The sequence below is a fragment of the Micromonospora sp. NPDC126480 genome, from assembly GCF_040302465.1.
GTDB lineage: Bacteria > Actinomycetota > Actinomycetes > Mycobacteriales > Micromonosporaceae > Micromonospora.
The window spans coordinates 77,869-97,646 of record NZ_JBEORU010000004.1; the positions used below are offsets into that span (position 1 = coordinate 77,869).

The following is a 19,778-nucleotide window of genomic DNA, read 5'->3' on the forward strand; positions in this document are numbered from 1 at the left end:
CCCCGGCCGACCGGCCGGAGTGGACGCAAGGGGAGGGATGGGGACCATGGACGAGTTACCCATAGGGCGGCGGGTGGCCTACTGGCGGGGGCGACGCAAGATGTCGCAGCAGGTCTTCGCGGATCGGTTGGGCAAGTCGAAGAGCTGGGTGGACAAGGTCGAGCGGGGGGTACGGCGTCTCGACAAGTTCTCCGTGGTCTACGAGATCGCCGACGTCCTCCAGGTCGACGTGCAGCTCCTGCTCGGCAAGGACCCGGAGCGGCGCAGCGACGCGATGAACTGCATCGACCAGGTCGAGGTGCAGGAGATCCGGGCGGCCCTCGAGCGGTACGACTCGATGAGCGCGTACTTCGACGCGGCGCCGTACCCGCCGCCGCTGCCGGACATGCGCAAGGCCGTCACGCACGCCTGGCTGACCTACCAGTACGGCCGGTACGGCATGCTCACCCGCGCCCTGCCCAAACTGCTGCGCGACGCGCAGGCGGCCGACGCGGGCTTCGGCGGCGACGACGCCCGGGAGGCGGCCCACCTGCTCGGGCAGGTCTACCAGATCGCCTCCTCCGTCCTGCGCAAACTGGGGGAGTGCGATCTGGCCTGGCTGGCCGCCGACCGGTCGATGGCGGTCGCCCAGCGGGCCGACGACCCGCTGCTGGCCGGCATCGCCACCACCCGGGTGTGCAACGCGCTCGTGGCGATGGGCCGGCCCCGCCCGGCCCTGGAGCTGAACGTCACGATCGCGAACCGGCTCGCCCCCGGTGGCGGGAACGACGCGACCCCCGACCGCCTGTCGGTCTACGGCATGCTGCTGCTGCAGGGCGCGATGGCCGCCTCCCGGATCGGCGACTCCGCCACAGTGGACGACCTGCTGAGCGGCGCCGAGGAGGCCGCCAACCTGCTCGGCGGCGACCAGAACCGCTACTGGACGTCCTTCGGGCCGACGAACGTTGAGCTGCACCGCGCCGCGGCGGCCGTCGAGCTGGGCGACGGCGGCCGGGCGGTGGAGATCCATCAGCAGCGCATCGTCGAGCCGGCCTTCAGCGCTCTGCTGCCCGAGCGCCGGGCCCATCACCTGCTCGACATCGCCCGGGGCTACGCCCAGATGGGCGACGTGGCGAACGCCGGCGACCTGCTGCTGCGCGGCGACCGCCTCGCCCCGTCGGAGATCCGTTGCCGGCCGATCGCCCACGAGGTGATGTCCGACGTCCTGCGTCGCACACGTGGTGCGCCGCCTTCTCCGATCGCGGAGTTGGCTGAGCACATGGGAGTAGGGGTATGAGCGCGGAGCCGGTCTGATGGCCGGACCGCACCGCACCGGTGAGCGCCGCGAGGTGCTCTACGTCATCGCCTGCGGTTCACCGCTGGCGCGGCACGTCGGCCGGCTCGTCGAGCTGGCCCAGCAGGACGGGTGGGAGGTCTGCGTCGTCACCACGCCCGACGGCGCGAAGTTCATCGACCGGCCGGCGCTGGCCCGGCAGACCGGGCACCCGGTACGCATCCACTACAAGAACCCGGGCGACCCGGACGTGCTGCCGCCGGCCGACCGGATGATCGTCTGCCCGGCGACGGTGAACACGGTCAACAAGTGGGCGGCCGGGATCGCCGACACCCTGGCGCTCGGGCTGCTCGTCGAGGCGCAGGGCCTCGGGGTGCCGCTGGTCGCGGTGCCGTACACCAACGCGGCGATGGCCGCTCACCCCGCGTTCCGGGCGGCCCTCGCCCGGCTCGCCGAGTGGGGCGTCACCGTGCTGTTCGGCGACCACGTCGTTCCGCTGCACCCGCCGGGCTCCGGCGAGCGTCACCTGCACACCTTTCCGTGGGAGGTGGCGGTCGCCGCGCTGCGGGACCGGGCACCGGCGACCCCCGTCGCCCGGGAGGCGGTCGCAAAGCCCCGCGGCGGCGACGGCGAACCCGGCCGGCCGGTGGCGTCGAGGTCCGGGCCGGAGCCGTCGCCGGTACCCGCCCGACCGGATCGCCGCCTCGACTCCGCCTCGCTCGCCACGCGGCTGCCCGACAGCCGCTAGCGGGCGAAGCCAACCCGTCCGGGTGGCGACCCGCCCCGGCGCCACCCGCGCCGGGTAAGCTGGCCCGCCGTGAGCACACCCGCACTCCCGCCGACGGTCGCCGACGTGGTGGCCGAGCTGGAGCGGCGTTACCCGCCGGCGTGGGCGGAGGAGTGGGACCGGGTCGGGCTGGTGCTCGGCGAGCCCTGCGCGCCGGTCCGCCGGGTGCTCTGCGTCGTGGACGTGGTGCCCGAGACGGTCGCCGAGGCGATCGACGCCGGCGCCGACCTCATCGTGGCGCACCATCCGCTGCTCCTGCGCGGCGTGTCGTCGGTCGCCCCGACCACGTACAAGGGGCGGATCATCCACCGGCTGATCAAGGCCGATGTCGCGCTGTACGTGGCGCACACAAACGCCGACGTGGCCGACCCGGGCGTCTCCGACGCGCTGGCCGCCCGCTTCGGGCTGACCGACCTGCGCCCGCTGCACCGGCCCGCTCCCGGCTCGGCCGCGCACGGCGCCGGCCGGGGCGTCGGCCGCATCGGCGAGCTGCCCGCGCCGATGACCCTCGCCGAGCTGACCCGGCACGCCGCCGCCGTGCTGCCCGCCACCGCCTGGGGCGTACGCGCGGCCGGCGACCCGCACCGCGTGGTGCGTACGCTCGCGGTGAGCGGCGGCTCGGGGGACAGCTTCCTCGGCGACGCGACCGTCGCCGGGGTGGACGCGTTCCTCACCGCCGACCTGCGGCACCACCCCGCCGGCGAACACCTCGCCGCCGAGGGTCCCGCCCTGCTCGACGCCGCACACTGGGCGACCGAACGACCCTGGCTGGACGACCTGGCCGCCGTCCTGCGGGAGACGACGGGGGTCGAGACGCTCGTGTCCGATCTGGACACCGACCCGTGGACCGTACACGCCGCCCCGCCCGCGGCGGACGACAAGGAGCCCGACCGTGAAGGCTGACCCGAACGTCCAGCGCCGCCTGCTCGACCTGGCGGCGATCGACACCGCCCTGGCCCAGCTCGCCCACCGCCGTCGGGCGCTGCCCGAGCGGGCCGAGTTGGAGGCTCTCGCCCGGGAGCTGTCCGCGCTGGAGGACGAGCGCGTACGCGCCCAGGTGGCGGTCGACGACCTGGACCGGGACATCGCCCGGCTGGAGAAGGACATCGACCAGGTCCGCGCCCGCAAGAGCAAGGACGAGGACCGGCTGGCGGCCGGCACCGGCCCGGCGCGGGAGCTGGAGGCGCTCCAGCACGAGCTGGCCTCGCTCAATCGCCGCCAGGGCGACCTGGAGGACGCCGAGCTGGAGCTGATGGAGCAGCGGGAGACCGCGCAGGGCGTCCTGGACGGCGTCGAGAAGCGGATCGCCGAGGCCCGGGAGCGGCGGGCCGCCGTCGAGCAGCGTCGCGACGACAGTCTCGCCGAGATCGCCAAGGAGGAGGAGTTCAAGCGGGGCGCGCGTCAGCCGCTCGCCGCCGACCTCCCCGGCGACCTGGTGTCGCTCTACGACCGGATCCGTGCGGACACCGGGCTGGGCGCGGCGCTGCTCACCGCCGGGCGGTGCGGCGGCTGCCGGATCGAGCTGTCCGGCGCCGATCTGTCCCGGATCCGCAAGGCCGACCCGGACGACGTGGTCCGCTGCGAGGAGTGCCGCCGGATCATGGTCCGCACCAACGAGTCCGGTCTGTAGCCGTGGCGCCGCGCGTGGTCGTCGTCGAGGCCGACGGCGGATCCCGGGGCAACCCCGGCCCGGCCGGGTACGGCGCGGTGGTCCGCGACCAGGAGACGGGCGCGGTGCTGGCGGAACGCTCCGAGGCGATCGGCACCGCGACCAACAACGTCGCCGAGTACCGGGGCCTGATCGCCGGCCTGGAGGCCGCCGCCGAGCTCGGCGCCAGCGAGGTCGAGGCCCGGATGGACTCCAAGCTCGTGGTGGAGCAGATGTGCGGCCGCTGGCAGATCAAGCACCCCGGCCTGCGCCCGCTCGCCGCGCAGGCCGCCGCGCTTGTCGGCCGGTTCGCCGCCGTCCGGTTCAACTGGATCCCCCGGGACCGCAACAAGCACGCCGACGCGCTTGCCAACGCGGCGATGGACGCCGCCGCGGGGGTCCCGGCGCGGCCGGCCCGAGCGGCCGAGCCGCCACGGCAGGTGGCCGCTCCCGACTCGCCGGCCCGGGCGGCCGCGCGGGAGGCGGCGGCCCGCGCGGCCACCGCCCGGACCACCGGCACCGACCCGGCCACCGCACCCGCCTCCTGGGAGCCGCGGCCCAGCTTCACCGCGACCCGGCTGATCCTCGTCCGGCACGGCGAGACCGAGTACACCGAGCAGCGCCGCTACTCCGGTCGCGGCGACGTCCCGCTGTCCGACCGCGGTCAGGCCCAGGTCAAGTCGACGGCCACCCGGGTGGCCGCGCTGGCGCCGTCCGCCGCCGCCGTGGTCAGCTCACCGCTGACCCGGTGTACGCGGACCGCCGAGGCGATCGCCGGGGCACTGGGACGGAGTCCGGTACGTGTCGACGACGACCTGATCGAGTGCGACTTCGGGGCCTGGGAGGGCCGGACCTTCGCCGAGGTGCGGGAGCGCTGGGCGGGGGAGATGGACGCCTGGCTCGCCTCCACGAAGGTCGCGCCGCCGGAGGGCGAGTCGTTCGCCGAGGTGGCCGCGCGCTGCCGCCGGGCGGTCGAGCGGCTGCGGGAGGCGTACCGGGGGGAGACGGTGGTGGTGGTCTCGCACGTCTCGCCGATCAAGCTGATTCTGCGCGACGCGCTCGGTGCCGGCGACGCCCTGCTGCACCGGCTGTTCCTGGACGCGGCCGGGATCTCCGTGGTGGACCTGTGGCCCGACGGTGGCGTGGCGGTCCGCTCGGTGAACGACACGGCCCACCTGCCGTCGGCGTGAGTCAGCCGGCGAGGAACCGCTGCACGGCCGCCGCGAAGGCCTCCGGTTCGTCGACGTAGGGGTTGTGGCTGCTGGCCGGCAGCGTCACCAGCTCGGCGTTCGGCAGCATCCCGGCCAGCAGGCCGACCGCTTCGGGGCTCGGTGCGGCGTCGAGCGCGCCGGCCACGATCAGGGTGGGTGTGGTCACCCCGGCCAGTGCCGCGCTCAGGGCGTCGCGGTCGACGTCCACGCCGGCGTAGAAGCCGGCGGCGGCCGCGACCGACCGGCCGTCCTCCTGGGCGGCGGCGTGCGCCCGCGCCCGCTCGGTCCACGTGCCGTACAGGAAGGGTGCGGCGGCCAGCCGCAGCGGCGCGATCTCCGCGTCGCCCGCGCCGCGCCGCAGCGCCTCGCCGCACGCGTCCATCGCCGCCGTCGCGTCGGCGTGCCAGGGCTCGTGCGCGCGGCGGGCGTGCGCCTCGGCCATCCCGACCGGCGCGGCCAGCAGCAGGCGCAGGCTGGGCGTGACCAGCACCAGCCGGCGGAGCCGGTGCGCGAAGCGGGTGGCGTACAGCAGGGCGACACTCGCGCCGGCCGAGTGCGCGAGCAGGTCCATCCGGTCCAGCCCCAGGTGGACGCGGAACGCCTCGACGTCGTCGACGATCCGGTCACAGCGGTAGCTCGCCTCGTCGGCGGGCACCGCCGAGTCGCCGCTGCCCCGGCTGTCCAGCAGCAACAGGGCCCGGCCGGCGGTCAGGCCGCCGAGGTCGCCCAGGTAACGCGACGGCTGCGCGGGCCCACCCGCCAGGCAGACCAGCGGCGGGCCGTCGCCCCGCCGGTGATAGGCGAGCATGGTGCCGTCGTAGGAGGCGAAGGTCGGCATCGGTGCATCGTGCCAGATCCAGTCGGCAACCGGTGGCCCACCATTCGGCGCAGCGCATCAGCCGTTCGGCGCAGCGCATCAGCCGTTCGGCGCAGCGGGGTCCGCCGACTGAACGTGACAGCACTCACGCAGCCGTAGCCTCCGGCCGTCACATCCCAACCACCACCGACCGGAGGTGTGCCGATGGCCGCACCCGACCCGGAGACGCGGGCCGCCGCGACGACCCGGGCGAAGGACAAGAGCCCGTGGAACTGGCTCCTGTTCGTCCCGATCCTCGTGCCGCTGATCCCGGCCCTCTTCAACGCCGACTCGCCGCGGATCCTCGGGTTCCCCCGCTTCTACTGGCTTCAGCTCGTCTACATCCTGCTCGGCGTCGCGACCACCACGCTGGTCTACCAGATGACGAAGAAGCGGGGTGACCGCTGATGTGGCAGGACCACCTCACCGAGATCATCATCTTCACCGCGCTGTTCCTGCTGGTGAGCATCATGGGCTTCGTGGCGTCGCGCTGGCGCGCCCCGCGGGACATGGCCCACCTCGACGAGTGGGGGCTGGGCGGGCGCAACTTCGGCGGCTGGATCACCTGGTTCCTGATCGGCGGTGACCTCTACACCGCGTACACCTTCGTGGCGGTGCCGGCGCTGGTGTTCGGCGCGGGGGCGATGGGCTTCTTCGCCGTGCCGTACACCATCGTGATCTACCCGCTGGTCTTCCTGGTGCTGTGCCGGCTCTGGTCGGTCTCGCACCGGCACGGCTTCGTCACCCCGGCCGACTTCGTCCGCAGCCGGTTCAACTCGCCGGTCCTCGCGCTGCTCGTCGCGATCACCGGCATCGTCGCGACGATGCCGTACATCGCGCTGCAACTGGTCGGCATCGAGGCCGTGCTGAAGGCGATGGGGGTGACCGGGGAGAGCGCCCTGGCCCGGCATTTGCCGATCATCGTGGCGTTCGCCATCCTGGCCGCGTACACGTACCAGTCGGGGCTGCGCGCGCCGGCGCTGATCGCCTTCGTGAAGGACACCCTGATCTACGTGGTGATCCTGGTGGCGGTGCTGTACCTGCCGTACAAGCTGGGTGGCTGGGGCGAGATCTTCGACGCCGCGGACGCGAAGTTCGACGCCTCACCGAATCCGGGCGACGGAGTCCTGCTGAACGCCAACAACCAGCTGCAGTACGTCACCCTGGCGTTCGGGTCGGCGCTGGCGCTCTTCCTCTACCCGCACAGCATCACCGGCGTGCTCGCCAGCCGGAACCGGGACGTCATCAAGCGCAACATGTCGGCGCTGCCCGCGTACAGCCTGCTGCTCGGGTTGATCGCACTGCTCGGGTTCATGGCGATCGCGGCGGACGTGCAACCGCTGCCGGGGGCGACGGAGGGCTCGGTGGACAACAACACAATCGTGCCGTTGCTCTTCGACCAGCAGTTCCCGAGCTGGTTCACCGGCGTCGCGTACGCGGCCATCGGCATCGGCGCGCTGGTGCCCGCGGCGATCATGTCGATCGCCGCGGCGAACCTGTTCACCCGCAACATCTACAAGGAGTACCTGCGGCGGGACGCCACCCCGGCGCAGGAGGCGAACGTCTCCAAGATCACCTCACTGGTCGTGAAGATCGGCGCGGTGGCCTGCATCGTCTTCCTCGACCCGCAGTTCTCCATCGACCTCCAGCTGATCGGGGGCGTGATCATCCTTCAGACGCTGCCGGCGGTGGCGCTCGGCCTCTACACCCGCTGGTTCCACCGGGGCGCGCTGATCGCCGGCTGGGCGGCCGGCATGGGGCTCGGCATGTGGATGCTCTACCAGGTGTCCAGCCCGACCCGGGCGCACTTCGCCGGGTCGGCGTTCCCGCTTGAGAAGTTCGGCTTCGACACCCCGAAGACGATCTACGTCGGGATCGTTGCCGTCCTGGTCAACCTCGCGGTGGCGGCGCTGCTGACACTGGTGCTGCGGGCGGCGAAGGTCCGCGACGAGGGCGACAGCACCACGCCGGACGACTACTTCGCCGACGAGGGCGACCCGCGGGTCACCCCGGGCCCGGCTCGAAACGCCGACGCAGCCCCCGAACCGGTCGCCTGAGCTGAAAGGAGGGGCCCCTTGTTAACGCCTCGCGTTGTAAAGGGGCCCCTTCTTAACAGCTGCCGACGGGGCCCGGTCAGCCCACGGCGCGCCAGAGCAGGTACAGGCCGATCACCGTGCCGAACGTGACGATGACCGTCTTGAGCACCAGCGACGGCAGCCGGCGGACCAGCCGCGCGCCCGCGTACCCGCCGACCAGCGTGGCCGGCGCGACAAGCGCGACCGCCGCCCAGTTCACCGGCCCGAACAGGGCGAACACCACAAGCGTGGTGAGCCCGACCACCGCCGACAGCAGGTTCTTGATCGCGCTGACCCGGGCCAGCGTCGCGTCCAGCACCAGCGCCAGGCCCGCCACCAGCATCACCCCGAGCGCCGCGCCGAAGTAGCCGCCGTACACCGCGCCGAGCGCGACCATTGCCTGCAGCGAGACGGCACGGCGGCGCGGCGGCAGGTCGCGCGGGTGGCCGACCAGCCGGCGCAGCGGATCCTGAAAGGCCAGCACCGCCGTGGCGCCGAGCACCAGGAACGGTACGACCAGCTCGAACGCCCGCGCCGGTGTGGCCAGCAGCAGCGCCGCCCCGGCCACCGTGCCGAGGACGGTGGTGGGCGCCAGGGCGGCCAGCGTGCGCCGGGACGGCAGGTCCTGGCGACTGCCCGCGACGCTCGCCACGTACCCCGGGAAGACCGCCACCGAATTGCTCACGTTGGCCGGGATCGGCGGCAGCCCGACGGCGATCATCGCCGGGAACGTGATGAGGGAGCCCCCGCCGGCGACGGCGTTCACCGTGCCCGCCGCGAGCCCGGCGGTGACGAGCAGCGCGGCGTCGGCGATTTCCATGATCCCGCAGGCTAGTACGCTACGACGCGCGGCCGAGCGGGGGCCCGGGCCGCGGTGAGCCCGGTACCGATGATGTCCAGCAGGTCGTGGACGCGCCGGCAGCCCGGCTCACCATCATCTGATTGCCGCAGCGCCGCGCGCGAAGGCCCGTGCGGCGCTCCGGGGCGGAAATGGACGCCGTCGCCGCGTCGTTAGGATGAGGGCGCGACGGACGAGTCGACCGGGCGGTCGCGGCGGCGGGCTCCGGCCCGCCGCCGAGGAACGTCCGGACTCCACAGGGCAGGGTGGTTGCTAACGGCAACCCGGGGTGACCCGCGGGACAGTGCCACAGAAAACAGACCGCCGGCCCCATCGGGGACGGTAAGGGTGAAACGGTGGGGTAAGAGCCCACCAGCACCCCGGGTGACCGGGGTGGCTCGGTAAACCCCACCCGGAGCAAGGCCAAGAGAGGTTCGCCATCCGCGAGGACGGGGAGCCGCGCAGACGCTCGAGGGCGGCCCGCCCGATGTCTGCGGGTAGGCCGCTGGAGCCTGTCGGTGACGGCAGGCCGAGATGGATGACCGCCGCCGGCGCGGCCTTCGGGCCCGCGCCGGGCACAGAATCCGGCGTACAGGTCGACTCGTCCGTCGCCCACCAGACGCGACTCCTCGTTCCGCTATAGCGGATCAACGTCCGCTATAGTCGTCGAATGGATCTCGACGGGCTCGGCGTACGGATGCGCGGCCAGCGACAGCGACGGGGATTCAACCTCGACGAGCTGGCCGCGACCAGCGGCGTCAGTCGGAGCATGATCTCCGACATCGAGCGCGGCGCGAAGATGCCCACCGTGCTGGTGCTGGCCCGGCTCGCCACCGCGCTCGGCGTCACCGTCTCCCGGCTGCTCGGCGAGGACCAGCCCGAGCGGGTGATCGCTCTGCGGCGAGGCGACCAGCCGGTGATCACCGACGCCACCGGCTGGCAGCGGCGCATCCTCTCGCCCAACCTGCCCGGCGTCGAGTTCGAGTTCATCCGTACCGCCGTCCCGGCCGGGGTGGTCGTCGGAGCGTTCGCGCCGCACGCGCCCGGCTCTCGGGAGTACGTCGCGGTCGAGGCGGGGCGGCTCACCGTGACCCTCGACGGCGTCGCACACACTCTCGGCGCGGGCGACGCCCTCTACTACGCGGGCGACTGCGTCCACGCCTTCGCCAACCCCGGAGACGCCGAGTGCGTCTACTACACCGCCATGCACGTCGCGACGGACCATCACGGCTCGGCACTGGAGGACAGGTGAGCCCTTTGGCGATCCAGCCGCTCAACCCGGCGATCCTGCCGGCGGCGACCGGCACCTACACGCACGGCGTCCTGGTCAGCGGCGCCCGGCGCACGCTGTTCGTCAGCGGTCAGGTGCCCTGGGCGCAGGAGGGGAGGATTCCGGAGGACTTCGAGAGCCAGTGCCGGCTCACGTGGCGCAACGTGCTCGCGGTGCTGGCCGAGGCCGGGATGGGCGTACGGAACCTGGCCAAGGTGACGATCTATCTCGCCGACCGGAAGTACCGCGAGGCGAACGGACGCATCCGCGCCGAGATCCTTGGTGCGCACACGCCGGCGCTGACCATCATCATCACCGACATCTACGCCGAGGAGTGGCTGCTGGAGATCGAGGCGATCGCCGTCGACGACCGTCCGGCAGGTGGCGACGACTCCGCCGCGGACGCGGCGTAGGGACGAGCGGCTTCCCGGTGATACCGCCTTGCCGGCCGTGCCCGGCCGGTGCGAGCATCGCTCGGTGGTCGACGTGATTACCCGCACCATGACTCAGGCCGAGTTCGACGACTGGCAGCGGGTGCTCGCCCGCCAGTTCGCCGACGAGCAGGTCGCCGCCGGCGTCTGGTCGGCGGACGAGGCGTACGACCTCGCACGGCAGGGCAACACCGCCCGGTTGCCGGACGGGCTCGCCACCCCGGAGATGCTGCTGCTGCGCGGCCTCCGGGAGGACCGGACCCCGATCGGGCGGTTGTGGATCGGCCTCTTGCACCCGCGTGGCGTCCCCGGTTGCGCGTTCCTGTACGACATCGAAGTGGACCGGGAGTTCCGGGGCCTGGGCTACGGGCGCGCCCTCCTGCGTGCCGGCGAGTCCGTCGCCAAGCGGCACGGGGCCGAGCAGCTCGAGTTGAACGTCTTCGGCGGCAACGCCACCGCCATCGCCCTCTACTCCAGCTCGGGCTACCGGGTGGTCACGCAGCAGATGCGGAAGAGCCTGCCCCAGCCGTAGCGCCCAGCGCCGCGACCTCCCGTCCCCGCTGCTTCCGTATCGGCCCGGACGCCGGGACGCCGGGACGCCCGGACGCCGGGACGCCCAGCGGCGCCCGCCGGCGCCCGGACGCCCACCGGTACACGCGCCCTGCGGTTCCGGAATCCGGCTTCGTCCCTGGTCAGGTCGCATCTTCCCGGCCGCCGCGGGTGCGGAAACTTGCTCGGACGCAACTAAGATCCGGCTGTGGTCCGTGCCGAGGTACTGAGAGACGAGCAGCGGTTACGCCGCATCGAGGCGGTGACCGATGCCACGCTGTCCCGGCTCGATGTCGCGGACCTCTTCGACGAGCTTCTCGACCGGGTGCGCGACCTGCTGCAGGTCGACACCGCGGCCATCCTGCTGCTCGACACGCCCGCCCAGCAGCTCGTGGCCACCGCGGCAAGAGGGCTTGAGGAGGAGGTCCGCCAGGGCTTCCGCGTCTCCGTCGGTCGTGGCTTCGCCGGGCGGATCGCACTCGCCCGAGAGCCGGTGATCCTCCAGAACGTCACCTCGGAGAACGTGGTCAACCCGATCCTGCTCCAGACCGGGGTCCGCTCCCTGCTGGGCGTACCCATCGTGGCGGCCGGGGACCTGGTCGGCGTCCTGCACGTCGGCAGTCTCACGCCGCGTCGGTTCAACGACGACGACGTCCGCCTGCTGGAGCTGGTCGCCGACCGGGTGAGCCTGGCCAGCCGCGCCCGCGCCAACACCCTGGACCGCTCGGCCGCGCTGGCGCTGCAGCGCAGCCTGATCCCCACCGAGCTGCCCCAGGTGCCGGGGCTGGAGCTGACCGGCCGGTACGTCCCGGGCCACGCGTCCGGCGTGGGCGGCGACTGGTACGACGTCTTCACCCTTCCCTCCGGCTGGCTGGGCGTGGTCGTCGGCGACGTGTCCGGGCACGGGCTGCAGTCCGCGGTGATCATGGGGCGGGTCCGCAGCGCGCTGCGCGCGTACGCCCTCATCTGCGACGACCCGGCGGAGGCGCTGACCCTCCTGGACCGCAAGGTGGTCCACTTCGAGGCGGGCAACCTCACCACCGCGCTGTACGCGATGATCTCCCCGGACGGCACCACGGCGCGGGTCTCCCTGGCCGGGCACCCACGACCGGTGCTGGCCGTGCCGGGCCGGCCGAGCACCGTGCTCTCCCTGCACATCGATCCGCCGCTCGGCACCGGTCGCGGGCAACCCGCGCGGCACACCACCACGGTCGACTTCCCGCCCGGCGCGGTTCTCGTCGCCTACACCGACGGGCTCGTCGAACGCCGTGGTGAGCTCTTCGACGCCGGTCTCGCGCGACTGATGGCGGCCGTGACGGCCGCTCCGGTCGACACCGTCGCCGCGACCGTCATGGCGACGCTGGACGTCGAGGACCCGGTCGACGACGTCGCCCTGCTGGCGATCCGCCGGTCGCCCGTCGCGACCGACCCGGACTGACCGACCGAGACCGGCGGCGTCGCGGCGGAGACGGCCCGGCGGGCCGGTGAGCGGGCGCGCCACCCGACCGGATCGGGCACGGCTTGTCGGGTCGGGGGCGCCCGCGCGGGCCTAGCGTTGTCCGCGCAAGGGAAGGAGGCCCGGATGCTGGAGCGGCTCAACCAGGTCATGGACCACATCGAACGGCATCTCGACCGGCCGGTCGACGTGACCGAGCTGGCGCGGATCGCCGCGACCTCGGAGTACCACCTCCGGCGGATGTTCTCCGCGCTGGCGGGGATCGGCCTGTCCGAGTACGTCCGGCGCCGGCGGCTGACCGTCGCCGCGGCGGAGGTGCTCGCCGGGGAGCGCACACTGCTCGACGTCGCGGTCCGCCACGGCTACGGCTCCACCGAGGCGTTCGCGCGGGCGTTCCAGGCGATGCACGGCGTGGGCCCCGGCGAGGCCCGGCGTACGGGGGCGACCCTGCGCGCCCAGCCCCGGATGTCCTTCCGTCTCACCGTCGAAGGGAGCAGCAGCATGGAGTACCGGATCGTCGAGAAGGACGACTTTCACCTGGTGGGCCGGCGGGCCCGGGTGCCGCTCGTGCACGAGGGGATGAACCCGGCGATCGTCGAGTTCGTCAAGGGCATCGACAAGGCGACGGTGGCGCGCATCGAGTCGCTGTCCGACCAGGAGCCCCGCGGCGTCGTCAACGTCAGCGACAAGGTCGCCGAGGGCTACGAGGAGGGCACCGAGCTGGACTACTGGCACGGCGTGGTGACCGGCTCGGACGTACCGGAGGACCTGGACGCGATGGCGGTGCCGGCCGGCACCTGGGCGGTCTTCACCGTCTCCGGGCGGTTCCCGCAGGCGGTGCAGTACCTGTGGCGGGACGTCTTCACCCAGTGGTTCCCGGCCAACCCGTACCGGAGCCGCCCTGGGCCGCAGATCTCCCGCAGCCGGATCTCCGCGGACGGCGCGACGGTGGACGCGGAGCTGTGGATTCCGGTGGAGCGGGTCCCGGCCTGACCACCGCGCAGGACGGCACCGCCCCCACCCCTATGTAGAGTTCCGATATAGTCCCGTCCGTGCGGATGACCATTCAAGTGGCGCGGGTGCTCGCGGCGCTGCTGACCGAGCCGGAGACCGAGCGCTACGGCCTCGATCTGATGGCGATGACCGAGCTGCCCAGCGGCACGCTCTACCCGGTCCTGCACCGACTGCGCGCGGCGGGCTGGCTGGCCGCCGAATGGGAGCCGGTGGATCCCGCGGCGGTCGGCCGGCCCGCGCGGCGCTACTACCGCCTCACCGCCGAGGGGGTGGTCGCGGCACGCCAGGCCCTCGCGGAGCTCCGGTCGATCGCGCCGGAGCCCGACCGGGGCCGTGGGGGTATCGAGCCGAGTGGGGCACCGGCGTGGTGAGCCGTCGGGTCGCCCGACTGCTGCTCGCCGTCGCCGCCCGCCGCTGGCCGGCTGAGCTGCGCAACGAGCTGCGCCGGGAGTGGGCGGCCGAACTGCACACCCTGGCGGCCGGGCGGCAGCACGTCCGGATGCTCCGCTTCGCCGCGAGCCTGGCCGCCCGACGCAGCGGCGTCGAGGCCGGTGACCGGACACCACTGGGCCGCTGGGTGTCGCGCGCCGTTCCGCTGCTGCTGGCCCCGACGGCCGGTGTGGCGGTCGTCGCCGTCGCGCTGGTCCTGACGTCCATCGTGGTGCACCAGCTCTCCTGGCACGTCGCCTGGGCGTACGACCTTCAACTGCCGCTTCTCACCGTGCTCGTCGGAAGCGGTGCGGCGGGGCTCGCGGTGGTGGCCCACCGGCTCGCGGGCCGGCTGCCGTCCGCCGTACCCACCGGTCCGGAAACGGTGGTCGACGGCGTGCCGCAGGGTGACACCGTCGACCCGGTCTCGGCGCCGCTGTGGTTGCTTGTCGCGTGGACCGACTCGGCGCTGGGCCTGCCCCGCCCGACCGGTGCCGAGATCTTCCGGATCACCGACGTCCTGGTGCCGCTGCCACACTTCTACCTGGCCGTCACGCCGTACGCGGTGGTGTGGACCATCCGGGCCACCCGCGCGCGCCCCACGGCCGCCCCCGCCCTCGCCGTCGCGTCGGGCTGACGACACCGGTATGACCCATCGGCGGCCGGTCGACGGCCCGACAGGCGGTCAACCGGCCGAGATCTCGGCAAGCACCCGGCGCTGGAAGGCCCGTGCCTCCGGTCCGTGCGGAGGTGCGCCGCCGGCCCGGGCGGCGACGGACCGCTCCAGCAGGTCCACGACCCACCGGTCGTCCCGGTCGCCTCCGTCCGTGGCGAGCCGCCGCCCGGCGTCCCCCTTCGACAGCCACACGCCGTGCCGGAACCGCACAAGCGCCCGGGCCGCCCCCAGCACCGCGTCCTCCGTGCCCGGCGCCGGCACGTCACCCGGCGGGACCGGCCGGGCCAGCCACCAGGAGAGCGCCTCGACCAGCAGCCGGCGCAGGTCGGCGGGGGAGAGGTCGGCGAAGGCCTCGCCGGCCGGCGGCCCGAGCAGCGCGCGTCCGTGCTGGTGCAGAATGCTGCGGTCCAACCCGTACCAGAAGTGGCCGTCGGCGACCGGCCGGTCCGCCGGGTCGTAGGTCGCCCGGAACGCCATCCGGGCCCCGGTGTTCAACTCGACCTCGAAGCCGGGATCGGGGACGCCGGACCGGGCGACGTCCCGCCGGTAGACCACCAGCTCGAGCCCGCGCGCCGGGCACGGCAACGCCTCGTGCCGCAGCCGTGCCACCAGCGCCCGCTTGGCTTCGTAGCCGAGCACGCCGGCGCTGACCAGGGCGACGTCGACGTCGCTGCGGCCCGCCTGGTACGCGTCGAGCCCGACGGAGCCACCCGCGTACGCCCCGACCAGCTCGACACCGGGGACCGCACCGGCGGCGCGGACGAGTTCGGTCAGGTACCGGCTGAGATCGCTGTCCACGTCACGCCGGGCTGGTCTGTTCGGGGGGAACGGCCACCGGGCGACCCTAGCCGACCTCACCAGGCCAGCGTCCCGGTCAGCCGATCCGCCCGGGCGGGCGGGTGCCCCGACGGCCGTCCGGTGGTTGTTTTCGCTGTTCGTGCCCCCTACGGCCAGGATCACGTCTACTGTGGAGATCATCGGCGACTTGCGGTGTTCCGGTGGCGGCCGGGTGGATCGCGGGGCACAGTGATCCCATGAGCGACAGCGGAACCGGGGGCCACTACTACTGGTGCACCCGACACCACCGGGTCGAGACCGATGCGGACGTGTGCCCCGCCCGGCACGTTCTCGGGCCGTACGCCTCAGCCGCCGACGCGGAGAACGCGCTGCAGCAGGTGCGGGAGCGCAACGAAGCGTGGGACGCCGAGGACGCCCGCTGGGCCGGGGAGGGCAGATAGGCGGCGCGGGAGGCCCGCGCCGAGGCGCAACGTGCTCCGCGAGGGCGGACGCACGCCCCAAGGAGGGAACCGAGATGGCCGAAGCACAGCAGGCCACCCGCCCGGCCCGTCGTACCACCGCGAAGAGGACCGCCGCGGCGGAGCGCACCGCGGGGGCGACGCGGACGGCGCGTACGTCGTCGACCGCGGCGAAGAAGGCGCCGGCGAAGAAGGCGGCCGGTGGTGCCGGCCGGGCCCCGGCGAAGAAGACCACCACCGCGAAGACCACCACCGCGAAGGCCGCCAAGAAGGCCCCCGCCAAGAAGGCCCCCGCGAAGAAGGCCGGTGCCACGGCCAAGAAGACGACCGCGGCGGCGAAGAAGGCGCCCGCCAGGACGACCGCGACAGCGAAGAAGACGACGGCGGCGGCGAAGAAGACCACGGCGGGGGCGAAGAAGACCGCCGCGAAGAAGACGACGTCCGCGCGGACGCCGGCCCGCAAGGCGGCGACGAAGGCCACCACCACGGCGCGGAAGGCCCCGGCGAAGACGTCGACCGCCGCCCGGAAGGTCACCTCGGCCGCGAAGAAGACCGCCACCACCGCCAAGAAGACCGCGGCGAAGGCCACCGCCAAGAAGGCGCCCGCGAAGAAGGCGACCACGACCCGCCCGACCGCGACCACGCGTACCACCGCGGCGAAGAAGGCGCCCGCGAAGAAGGCCACCGCCCGGAAGACCACCACGGCCGCGAAGAAGGCACCGGCGCGCAAGACGACCGCGGCGAAGACCACCACCCGCAAGGTCACCGCCCGCAAGGCGCCCGCGCGCACGGCCGCGGCCCGGGCCACCACCACCCGGGGTACGCGGGCCGTCGCCCGCGAGGCGGCCGGCTGACCCGGGCTGGACCCGGCTCGCCGGGCACCCCGTGCCGGGAAGCGGATCGTCGGGTGCGCTGTCAGGATGGACGCCGTGGTGATCCGACGCGTCCTCGCGCCCCGCATCGACTTCCAAGCGCTGCGCCGCGAACTGGAACTCCCCGACGGGTTCCCGGTCGCGGCGCAGCGCGAGGCGGACCTCGCGGCCGCCGATCCGCCGCGGCCGGCGGTCGACCGCACCGACATCCCGTTCGTCACGATCGACCCCGCCGGCTCGCGGGACCTCGACCAGGCGATGCACCTCGCGCGCCGTCCCGGTCGCGGTTTCCGGGTGACGTACGCGATCGCGGACGTCGCCGCCCACGTCCGTCCGGGCGGGGCGCTGGAGGAGGAGACGTGGCGTCGGGGGCAGACCGTGTACCTGCCCGACGGCACGGTGCCGCTGCACCCGGCGTCGCTCAGCGAGGGCGCCGCCAGCCTGCTGCCCGACGCCGACCGGGCGGCCGTCGTGTGGACGATCGACCTGGACGGTGACGGCGTGACCACCGCGGTCCGGCTGGAGCGGGCCCTGGTACGCAGCCGTACCCAGCTCGACTACACCGGCGCGCAGGCGGCCGCCGACGCCGGGCGGCTGCCCGAGCCGATCGCCCTGCTGCCCGAACTCGGCGCCCTGCTCACCGCGCGCGGCCTGCGCCGGGGTGCGATCAACCTGCCGCTGCCCGAGCAGGACCTGGAGCCCGACGGCGACGGCTGGCGGCTGGTCCTGCGCGGGCCGGTGCCGCTGGAGGAGCACAACGCGCAGATCTCGCTGCTGACCGGCATGGCGGCCGCGGACATCATGCTCGCCGGGCGGGTCGGCCTGCTGCGGACGATGCCCGCTCCCAAACCGGAGGCGGTGGAGCGGCTGCGCGCCGCGGCCGCCCCGCTCGGCGTGCCCTGGCCGGACGGGGCCGGCCCTGGTGAGGTGATCGCCGGGCTGGACCCGACGCGGCCCCGGGCCGCCGCCTTCGTCGACCAGGCGGCCGAGCTGATGCGCGGCGCCGCGTACACCGCCTTCGCCGGCACCCTTCCGGACCGGCCGGAGCACGGCGGCGTCGCGGCCGCGTACGCCCATGTCACGGCGCCGCTGCGACGCCTGGCCGACCGGTACGCCACCGAGGTCTGCCTGGCGCTGCACGACGGCCGTGACGTGCCCGACTGGGCGCGGGCGGCGCTGCCCCGGCTGCCGGAGGTGATGGCGGCGACCGACCGCACCGCCTCCGCCGCCACCCGCGGTGCCATCGAACTCGCCGAGGCGGTGCTGCTCGAGCACCGCGTCGGCGAGACCTTCGACGCGGCGGTGCTGGACGTCGACGCGCCGCCGAACGGGCGCTCCCGTCCCCGGCCGCAGGGCGGGACGGTGGCCCTGGACGACCCGCCGGTGCGCGCCCGCTGCGTCGGGGACCTGCCGCTCGGCGAGCGGGTGCGGGTGCGTCTGGTCACGGCCGACCCGGCGACCCGGACGGTGGCGTTCGAACGCGCCTGACCACCGGGTGCGTCGGCGCCGCCGTCGTTCGGCGACGGCGGTCCCCGCCGGCGAGGGCGCCTCGGCGTCGCGCCGGTGCCGTCGCCCCGGACAGCGGCCCGGCCGCCGGGCAGCGGGGATTGTCACAGCGCCGGCCGCTGCTGACGGCCGGCCGTGTTTGCGAGGATGTGCGCATGGCTTACGACGCGAGCAACCTGCCCGACGTGTCCGGGCTCACCGTCGGCATCATCGGCGGCACCGGCGACCAGGGGCGGGGCCTCGCCTACCGGTTCGCCCGCGCCGGCCAGACCGTGCTGATCGGGTCCCGCTCGGCCGAACGGGCAGCCCAGTCCGCCGAGGAGATCGCGGCCCTGCCGGGGGTGCCCGCCGGCGCCGTCGTCAGCGGCGCCGGCAACGAGGAGGTCGCCCGGCGCAGCGACGTCGTCGTCATCGCGGTCCCGTGGGACGGCCACGCCGCCACCGTCGGGGCGCTCGCCGAGCCGCTCGCCGGCAAGATCGTTGTCGACTGTGTGAACCCCCTCGGCTTCGACAAGCAGGGCCCGTACGCCCTGACCGTCGAGGAGGGCAGCGCCGTCCAGCAGGCCGCCGCCCTGCTGCCGGACTCCCGGGTGTGCGCCGCGTTCAACCACGTCAGTGCCCCGCTGCTGGCCGACCCCGAGGTCGAGCGGATCGAACTCGACGTGCTCATCTGCACCGAGGAACGGGAACTCGTCGACATCGTCGGTGCCCTCGCCGCCCGCATCCCGGGAATGCGCGGCATCTACGCGGGCCGGCTCCGCAACGCCCACCAGGTCGAGGCGCTGACCGCGAACCTCATCGCCATCAACAAGCGCTACAAGGCCCACGCCGGCATCCGCGTCACCGACCTCTGACAGTACGAGTTCCCCGCCCCGATCGCGCACCGCGTCCCGGCTGCGCCGCGCACCGGTTCACGCCCCCGGCAGTGTTGCGGCGTGCCGGTTCACGCCCCGGCGCCCTGCGGCAAGCCGGCGGCGGGACGGCGCGCGATCAGGATGGCCTGCGGGGTCGGCTCCGTGCCCTCGGCCTCCTTCACCACGGTCACCCACATCTCGAAGCCCGCGTCGCGTAGCAGGCCAGCCACCTGGTCCGGTTGTTGCCGGTACCAGTCGAGGTTGATCGCTTTTCCGAAAGCCTCGTCCCGGTGCCGCCGTTCGTCGCCGACCTGGAAGACGAGCATCAGCTGCCCGCCGGGGGCGAGCACCCGGTGGAACTCGGCGAAGACCGCGGGCCGCCGGTCCCACGGGACGTGGATGAGCGAGTAGCAGGCGAGCAGTCCGCCGAGCGACGCGTCGGGCAGGTCCAGCGCGAGCATCGAACCCACCTCGAACCGCAGGTGCGGACGGGCACGGCGGGCCAGGGCGACCATGGCGGGCGAGAGGTCCACACCGAACGCCTCCAGCCCCAGCTCGTGGAGCAGGCCGGTGACCCGGCCCGGACCGCAACCCACATCGGCGACCGGGCCGCGACCGTTGGCGCGGACCAGTTCGGCGAACGCCGCCAGCATCGCCCGGTCCAGCGGCCGGTGATCCAGCTCGGTGTCGAACGCCTCGGCGTACTCCACGGCCATCGCGTCGTACGAGTCGCGGGTGGAATCGAGGAAACTGGCGTCCGACATGGTGGTGCAGACT

Annotated in this window: 21 protein-coding genes, 1 other RNA gene and 1 pseudogene; 19 read left to right on the forward strand and 4 right to left on the reverse strand. The window is 73.8% G+C overall.

Features of this window, described 5'->3' with window-relative positions; translation table 11 throughout:
• Window positions 1-46 precede the first annotated feature (46 nt).
• The 5 genes and pseudogenes from ABTW87_RS05105 (at window position 47) to ABTW87_RS05125 (ending at window position 4,898) form a co-directional block, all read left to right on the forward strand.
• A complete protein-coding gene (locus tag ABTW87_RS05105) occupies window positions 47-1,276 on the forward strand; it encodes a helix-turn-helix domain-containing protein (RefSeq protein ID WP_350648651.1) in 1,230 nt (409 codons plus the stop codon).
• A gap of 16 nt (window positions 1,277-1,292) precedes the next feature.
• A pseudogene (locus ABTW87_RS05110) lies at window positions 1,293-1,868 on the forward strand (flavoprotein); the annotation flags it as partial.
• A gap of 258 nt (window positions 1,869-2,126) precedes the next feature.
• Window positions 2,127-2,963 carry a Nif3-like dinuclear metal center hexameric protein gene (locus tag ABTW87_RS05115; protein WP_350648981.1) on the forward strand — a complete coding sequence of 279 codons (837 nt, stop codon included), beginning with the start codon at window positions 2,127-2,129 and terminating at the stop codon, window positions 2,961-2,963.
• Window positions 2,953-3,690 (forward strand): zinc ribbon domain-containing protein, encoded by a 738-nt coding sequence (locus ABTW87_RS05120; protein ID WP_350648652.1) that lies wholly within the window; start codon window positions 2,953-2,955, stop codon window positions 3,688-3,690. Before ABTW87_RS05115 ends, ABTW87_RS05120 begins: the two co-directional genes overlap by 11 nt.
• A 2-nt stretch (window positions 3,691-3,692) precedes the next feature.
• Window positions 3,693-4,898, forward strand: a complete 1,206-nt coding sequence (locus tag ABTW87_RS05125; RefSeq protein ID WP_350648654.1) for a bifunctional RNase H/acid phosphatase — start codon at window positions 3,693-3,695, stop codon at window positions 4,896-4,898.
• Window position 4,899: 1 nt separating this feature from the next.
• Here ABTW87_RS05125 and ABTW87_RS05130 read toward each other — a convergent pair whose 3' ends face one another.
• Window positions 4,900-5,757, reverse strand: coding sequence for an alpha/beta fold hydrolase (locus ABTW87_RS05130; RefSeq protein WP_350648655.1), 858 nt, complete (start codon window positions 5,755-5,757; stop codon window positions 4,900-4,902).
• Window positions 5,758-5,940: 183 nt separating this feature from the next.
• On the opposite strand from ABTW87_RS05130, the gene ABTW87_RS05135 reads away from it, so the two are divergent.
• Window positions 5,941-6,183: a DUF3311 domain-containing protein gene (locus tag ABTW87_RS05135; protein ID WP_350648657.1), complete on the forward strand. Its 243-nt coding sequence runs from the start codon at window positions 5,941-5,943 to the stop codon at window positions 6,181-6,183.
• The gene (gene mctP, locus ABTW87_RS05140) at window positions 6,183-7,832 is read left to right on the forward strand and encodes a monocarboxylate uptake permease MctP (RefSeq protein ID WP_350648659.1); all 1,650 of its coding nucleotides are present in this window, start codon (window positions 6,183-6,185) and stop codon (window positions 7,830-7,832) included. Before ABTW87_RS05135 ends, mctP begins: the two co-directional genes overlap by 1 nt.
• Before the next feature lie 76 nt (window positions 7,833-7,908).
• Here the strand turns inward: mctP and ABTW87_RS05145 are convergent, their stop codons facing one another.
• Window positions 7,909-8,670 (reverse strand): sulfite exporter TauE/SafE family protein, encoded by a 762-nt coding sequence (locus tag ABTW87_RS05145; RefSeq protein WP_350648661.1) that lies wholly within the window; start codon window positions 8,668-8,670, stop codon window positions 7,909-7,911.
• A 212-nt stretch (window positions 8,671-8,882) separates the two neighbouring features.
• Here ABTW87_RS05145 and rnpB point away from each other — a divergent pair.
• The 8 genes from rnpB to ABTW87_RS05185 all read left to right on the forward strand — a co-directional run bounded on the left by rnpB (window position 8,883) and on the right by ABTW87_RS05185 (window position 14,474).
• Window positions 8,883-9,296: RNase P RNA component class A (rnpB, locus tag ABTW87_RS05150), an RNA gene on the forward strand.
• A 62-nt stretch (window positions 9,297-9,358) separates the two neighbouring features.
• Window positions 9,359-9,940, forward strand: coding sequence for a helix-turn-helix domain-containing protein (locus ABTW87_RS05155; protein ID WP_350648663.1), 582 nt, complete (start codon window positions 9,359-9,361; stop codon window positions 9,938-9,940).
• Window positions 9,937-10,371, forward strand: a complete 435-nt coding sequence (locus ABTW87_RS05160) for a RidA family protein (RefSeq protein WP_350648665.1) — start codon at window positions 9,937-9,939, stop codon at window positions 10,369-10,371. The genes ABTW87_RS05155 and ABTW87_RS05160 overlap by 4 nt, the downstream gene beginning before the upstream one ends.
• Window positions 10,372-10,435: 64 nt before the next feature.
• Entirely contained in the window at window positions 10,436-10,921 is a 486-nt protein-coding gene (locus tag ABTW87_RS05165) for a GNAT family N-acetyltransferase (protein WP_350648666.1), read from the forward strand.
• A 225-nt stretch (window positions 10,922-11,146) separates the two neighbouring features.
• Entirely contained in the window at window positions 11,147-12,376 is a 1,230-nt protein-coding gene (locus ABTW87_RS05170; RefSeq protein ID WP_350648667.1) for a PP2C family protein-serine/threonine phosphatase, read from the forward strand.
• Window positions 12,377-12,520: 144 nt separating this feature from the next.
• Complete coding sequence (locus ABTW87_RS05175; protein WP_350648668.1) at window positions 12,521-13,387, forward strand: AraC family transcriptional regulator; 867 nt, start codon at window positions 12,521-12,523, stop codon at window positions 13,385-13,387.
• A gap of 65 nt (window positions 13,388-13,452) precedes the next feature.
• Window positions 13,453-13,779 carry a PadR family transcriptional regulator gene (locus tag ABTW87_RS05180; protein ID WP_502891527.1) on the forward strand — a complete coding sequence of 109 codons (327 nt, stop codon included), beginning with the start codon at window positions 13,453-13,455 and terminating at the stop codon, window positions 13,777-13,779.
• A complete protein-coding gene (locus ABTW87_RS05185) occupies window positions 13,776-14,474 on the forward strand; it encodes a hypothetical protein (RefSeq protein ID WP_350648670.1) in 699 nt (232 codons plus the stop codon). The genes ABTW87_RS05180 and ABTW87_RS05185 overlap by 4 nt, the downstream gene beginning before the upstream one ends.
• Before the next feature lie 48 nt (window positions 14,475-14,522).
• On the opposite strand, the gene ABTW87_RS05190 is transcribed toward ABTW87_RS05185, so the two are convergent.
• A complete protein-coding gene (locus ABTW87_RS05190; protein ID WP_350648671.1) occupies window positions 14,523-15,311 on the reverse strand; it encodes a nucleotidyltransferase domain-containing protein in 789 nt (262 codons plus the stop codon).
• Between the two features lie 236 nt (window positions 15,312-15,547).
• Between ABTW87_RS05190 and ABTW87_RS05195 the strand changes: the two genes are divergently transcribed.
• The 4 genes from ABTW87_RS05195 (at window position 15,548) to npdG (ending at window position 19,001) form a co-directional block, all read left to right on the forward strand.
• A complete protein-coding gene (locus ABTW87_RS05195; RefSeq protein WP_350648672.1) occupies window positions 15,548-15,751 on the forward strand; it encodes a hypothetical protein in 204 nt (67 codons plus the stop codon).
• Between the two features lie 74 nt (window positions 15,752-15,825).
• Window positions 15,826-16,623 carry a histone gene (locus ABTW87_RS05200; protein ID WP_350648673.1) on the forward strand — a complete coding sequence of 266 codons (798 nt, stop codon included), beginning with the start codon at window positions 15,826-15,828 and terminating at the stop codon, window positions 16,621-16,623.
• A 75-nt stretch (window positions 16,624-16,698) separates the two neighbouring features.
• On the forward strand, window positions 16,699-18,129 hold the full coding sequence (locus ABTW87_RS05205) for an RNB domain-containing ribonuclease (RefSeq protein ID WP_350648674.1): 1,431 nt from the start codon (window positions 16,699-16,701) through the stop codon (window positions 18,127-18,129).
• A 173-nt stretch (window positions 18,130-18,302) separates the two neighbouring features.
• Window positions 18,303-19,001 (forward strand): NADPH-dependent F420 reductase, encoded by a 699-nt coding sequence (npdG, locus tag ABTW87_RS05210; RefSeq protein WP_350648676.1) that lies wholly within the window; start codon window positions 18,303-18,305, stop codon window positions 18,999-19,001.
• Between the two features lie 89 nt (window positions 19,002-19,090).
• Here the strand turns inward: npdG and ABTW87_RS05215 are convergent, their stop codons facing one another.
• Entirely contained in the window at window positions 19,091-19,765 is a 675-nt protein-coding gene (locus ABTW87_RS05215; RefSeq protein WP_350648678.1) for a class I SAM-dependent methyltransferase, read from the reverse strand.
• Window positions 19,766-19,778: the final 13 nt, after the last annotated feature.

Excerpts from the sequence above, each read along its gene's own strand:
- ABTW87_RS05105 (WP_350648651.1), top strand. The coding sequence starts at position 47 with ATGGACGAGTTACCCATAGGGCGGCGGGTGGCCTACTGGCGGGGGCGA.
- ABTW87_RS05130 (WP_350648655.1), bottom strand. The coding sequence starts at position 5,757 with ATGCCGACCTTCGCCTCCTACGACGGCACCATGCTCGCCTATCACCGG.
- ABTW87_RS05135 (WP_350648657.1), top strand. The coding sequence starts at position 5,941 with ATGGCCGCACCCGACCCGGAGACGCGGGCCGCCGCGACGACCCGGGCG.
- mctP (WP_350648659.1), top strand. The coding sequence starts at position 6,183 with ATGTGGCAGGACCACCTCACCGAGATCATCATCTTCACCGCGCTGTTC.
- ABTW87_RS05145 (WP_350648661.1), bottom strand. The coding sequence starts at position 8,670 with ATGGAAATCGCCGACGCCGCGCTGCTCGTCACCGCCGGGCTCGCGGCG.
- ABTW87_RS05155 (WP_350648663.1), top strand. The coding sequence starts at position 9,359 with ATGGATCTCGACGGGCTCGGCGTACGGATGCGCGGCCAGCGACAGCGA.
- ABTW87_RS05175 (WP_350648668.1), top strand. The coding sequence starts at position 12,521 with ATGCTGGAGCGGCTCAACCAGGTCATGGACCACATCGAACGGCATCTC.
- ABTW87_RS05180 (WP_502891527.1), top strand. The coding sequence starts at position 13,453 with ATGACCATTCAAGTGGCGCGGGTGCTCGCGGCGCTGCTGACCGAGCCG.
- ABTW87_RS05195 (WP_350648672.1), top strand. The coding sequence starts at position 15,548 with ATGAGCGACAGCGGAACCGGGGGCCACTACTACTGGTGCACCCGACAC.
- ABTW87_RS05200 (WP_350648673.1), top strand. The coding sequence starts at position 15,826 with ATGGCCGAAGCACAGCAGGCCACCCGCCCGGCCCGTCGTACCACCGCG.
- npdG (WP_350648676.1), top strand. The coding sequence starts at position 18,303 with ATGGCTTACGACGCGAGCAACCTGCCCGACGTGTCCGGGCTCACCGTC.
- ABTW87_RS05215 (WP_350648678.1), bottom strand. The coding sequence starts at position 19,765 with ATGTCGGACGCCAGTTTCCTCGATTCCACCCGCGACTCGTACGACGCG.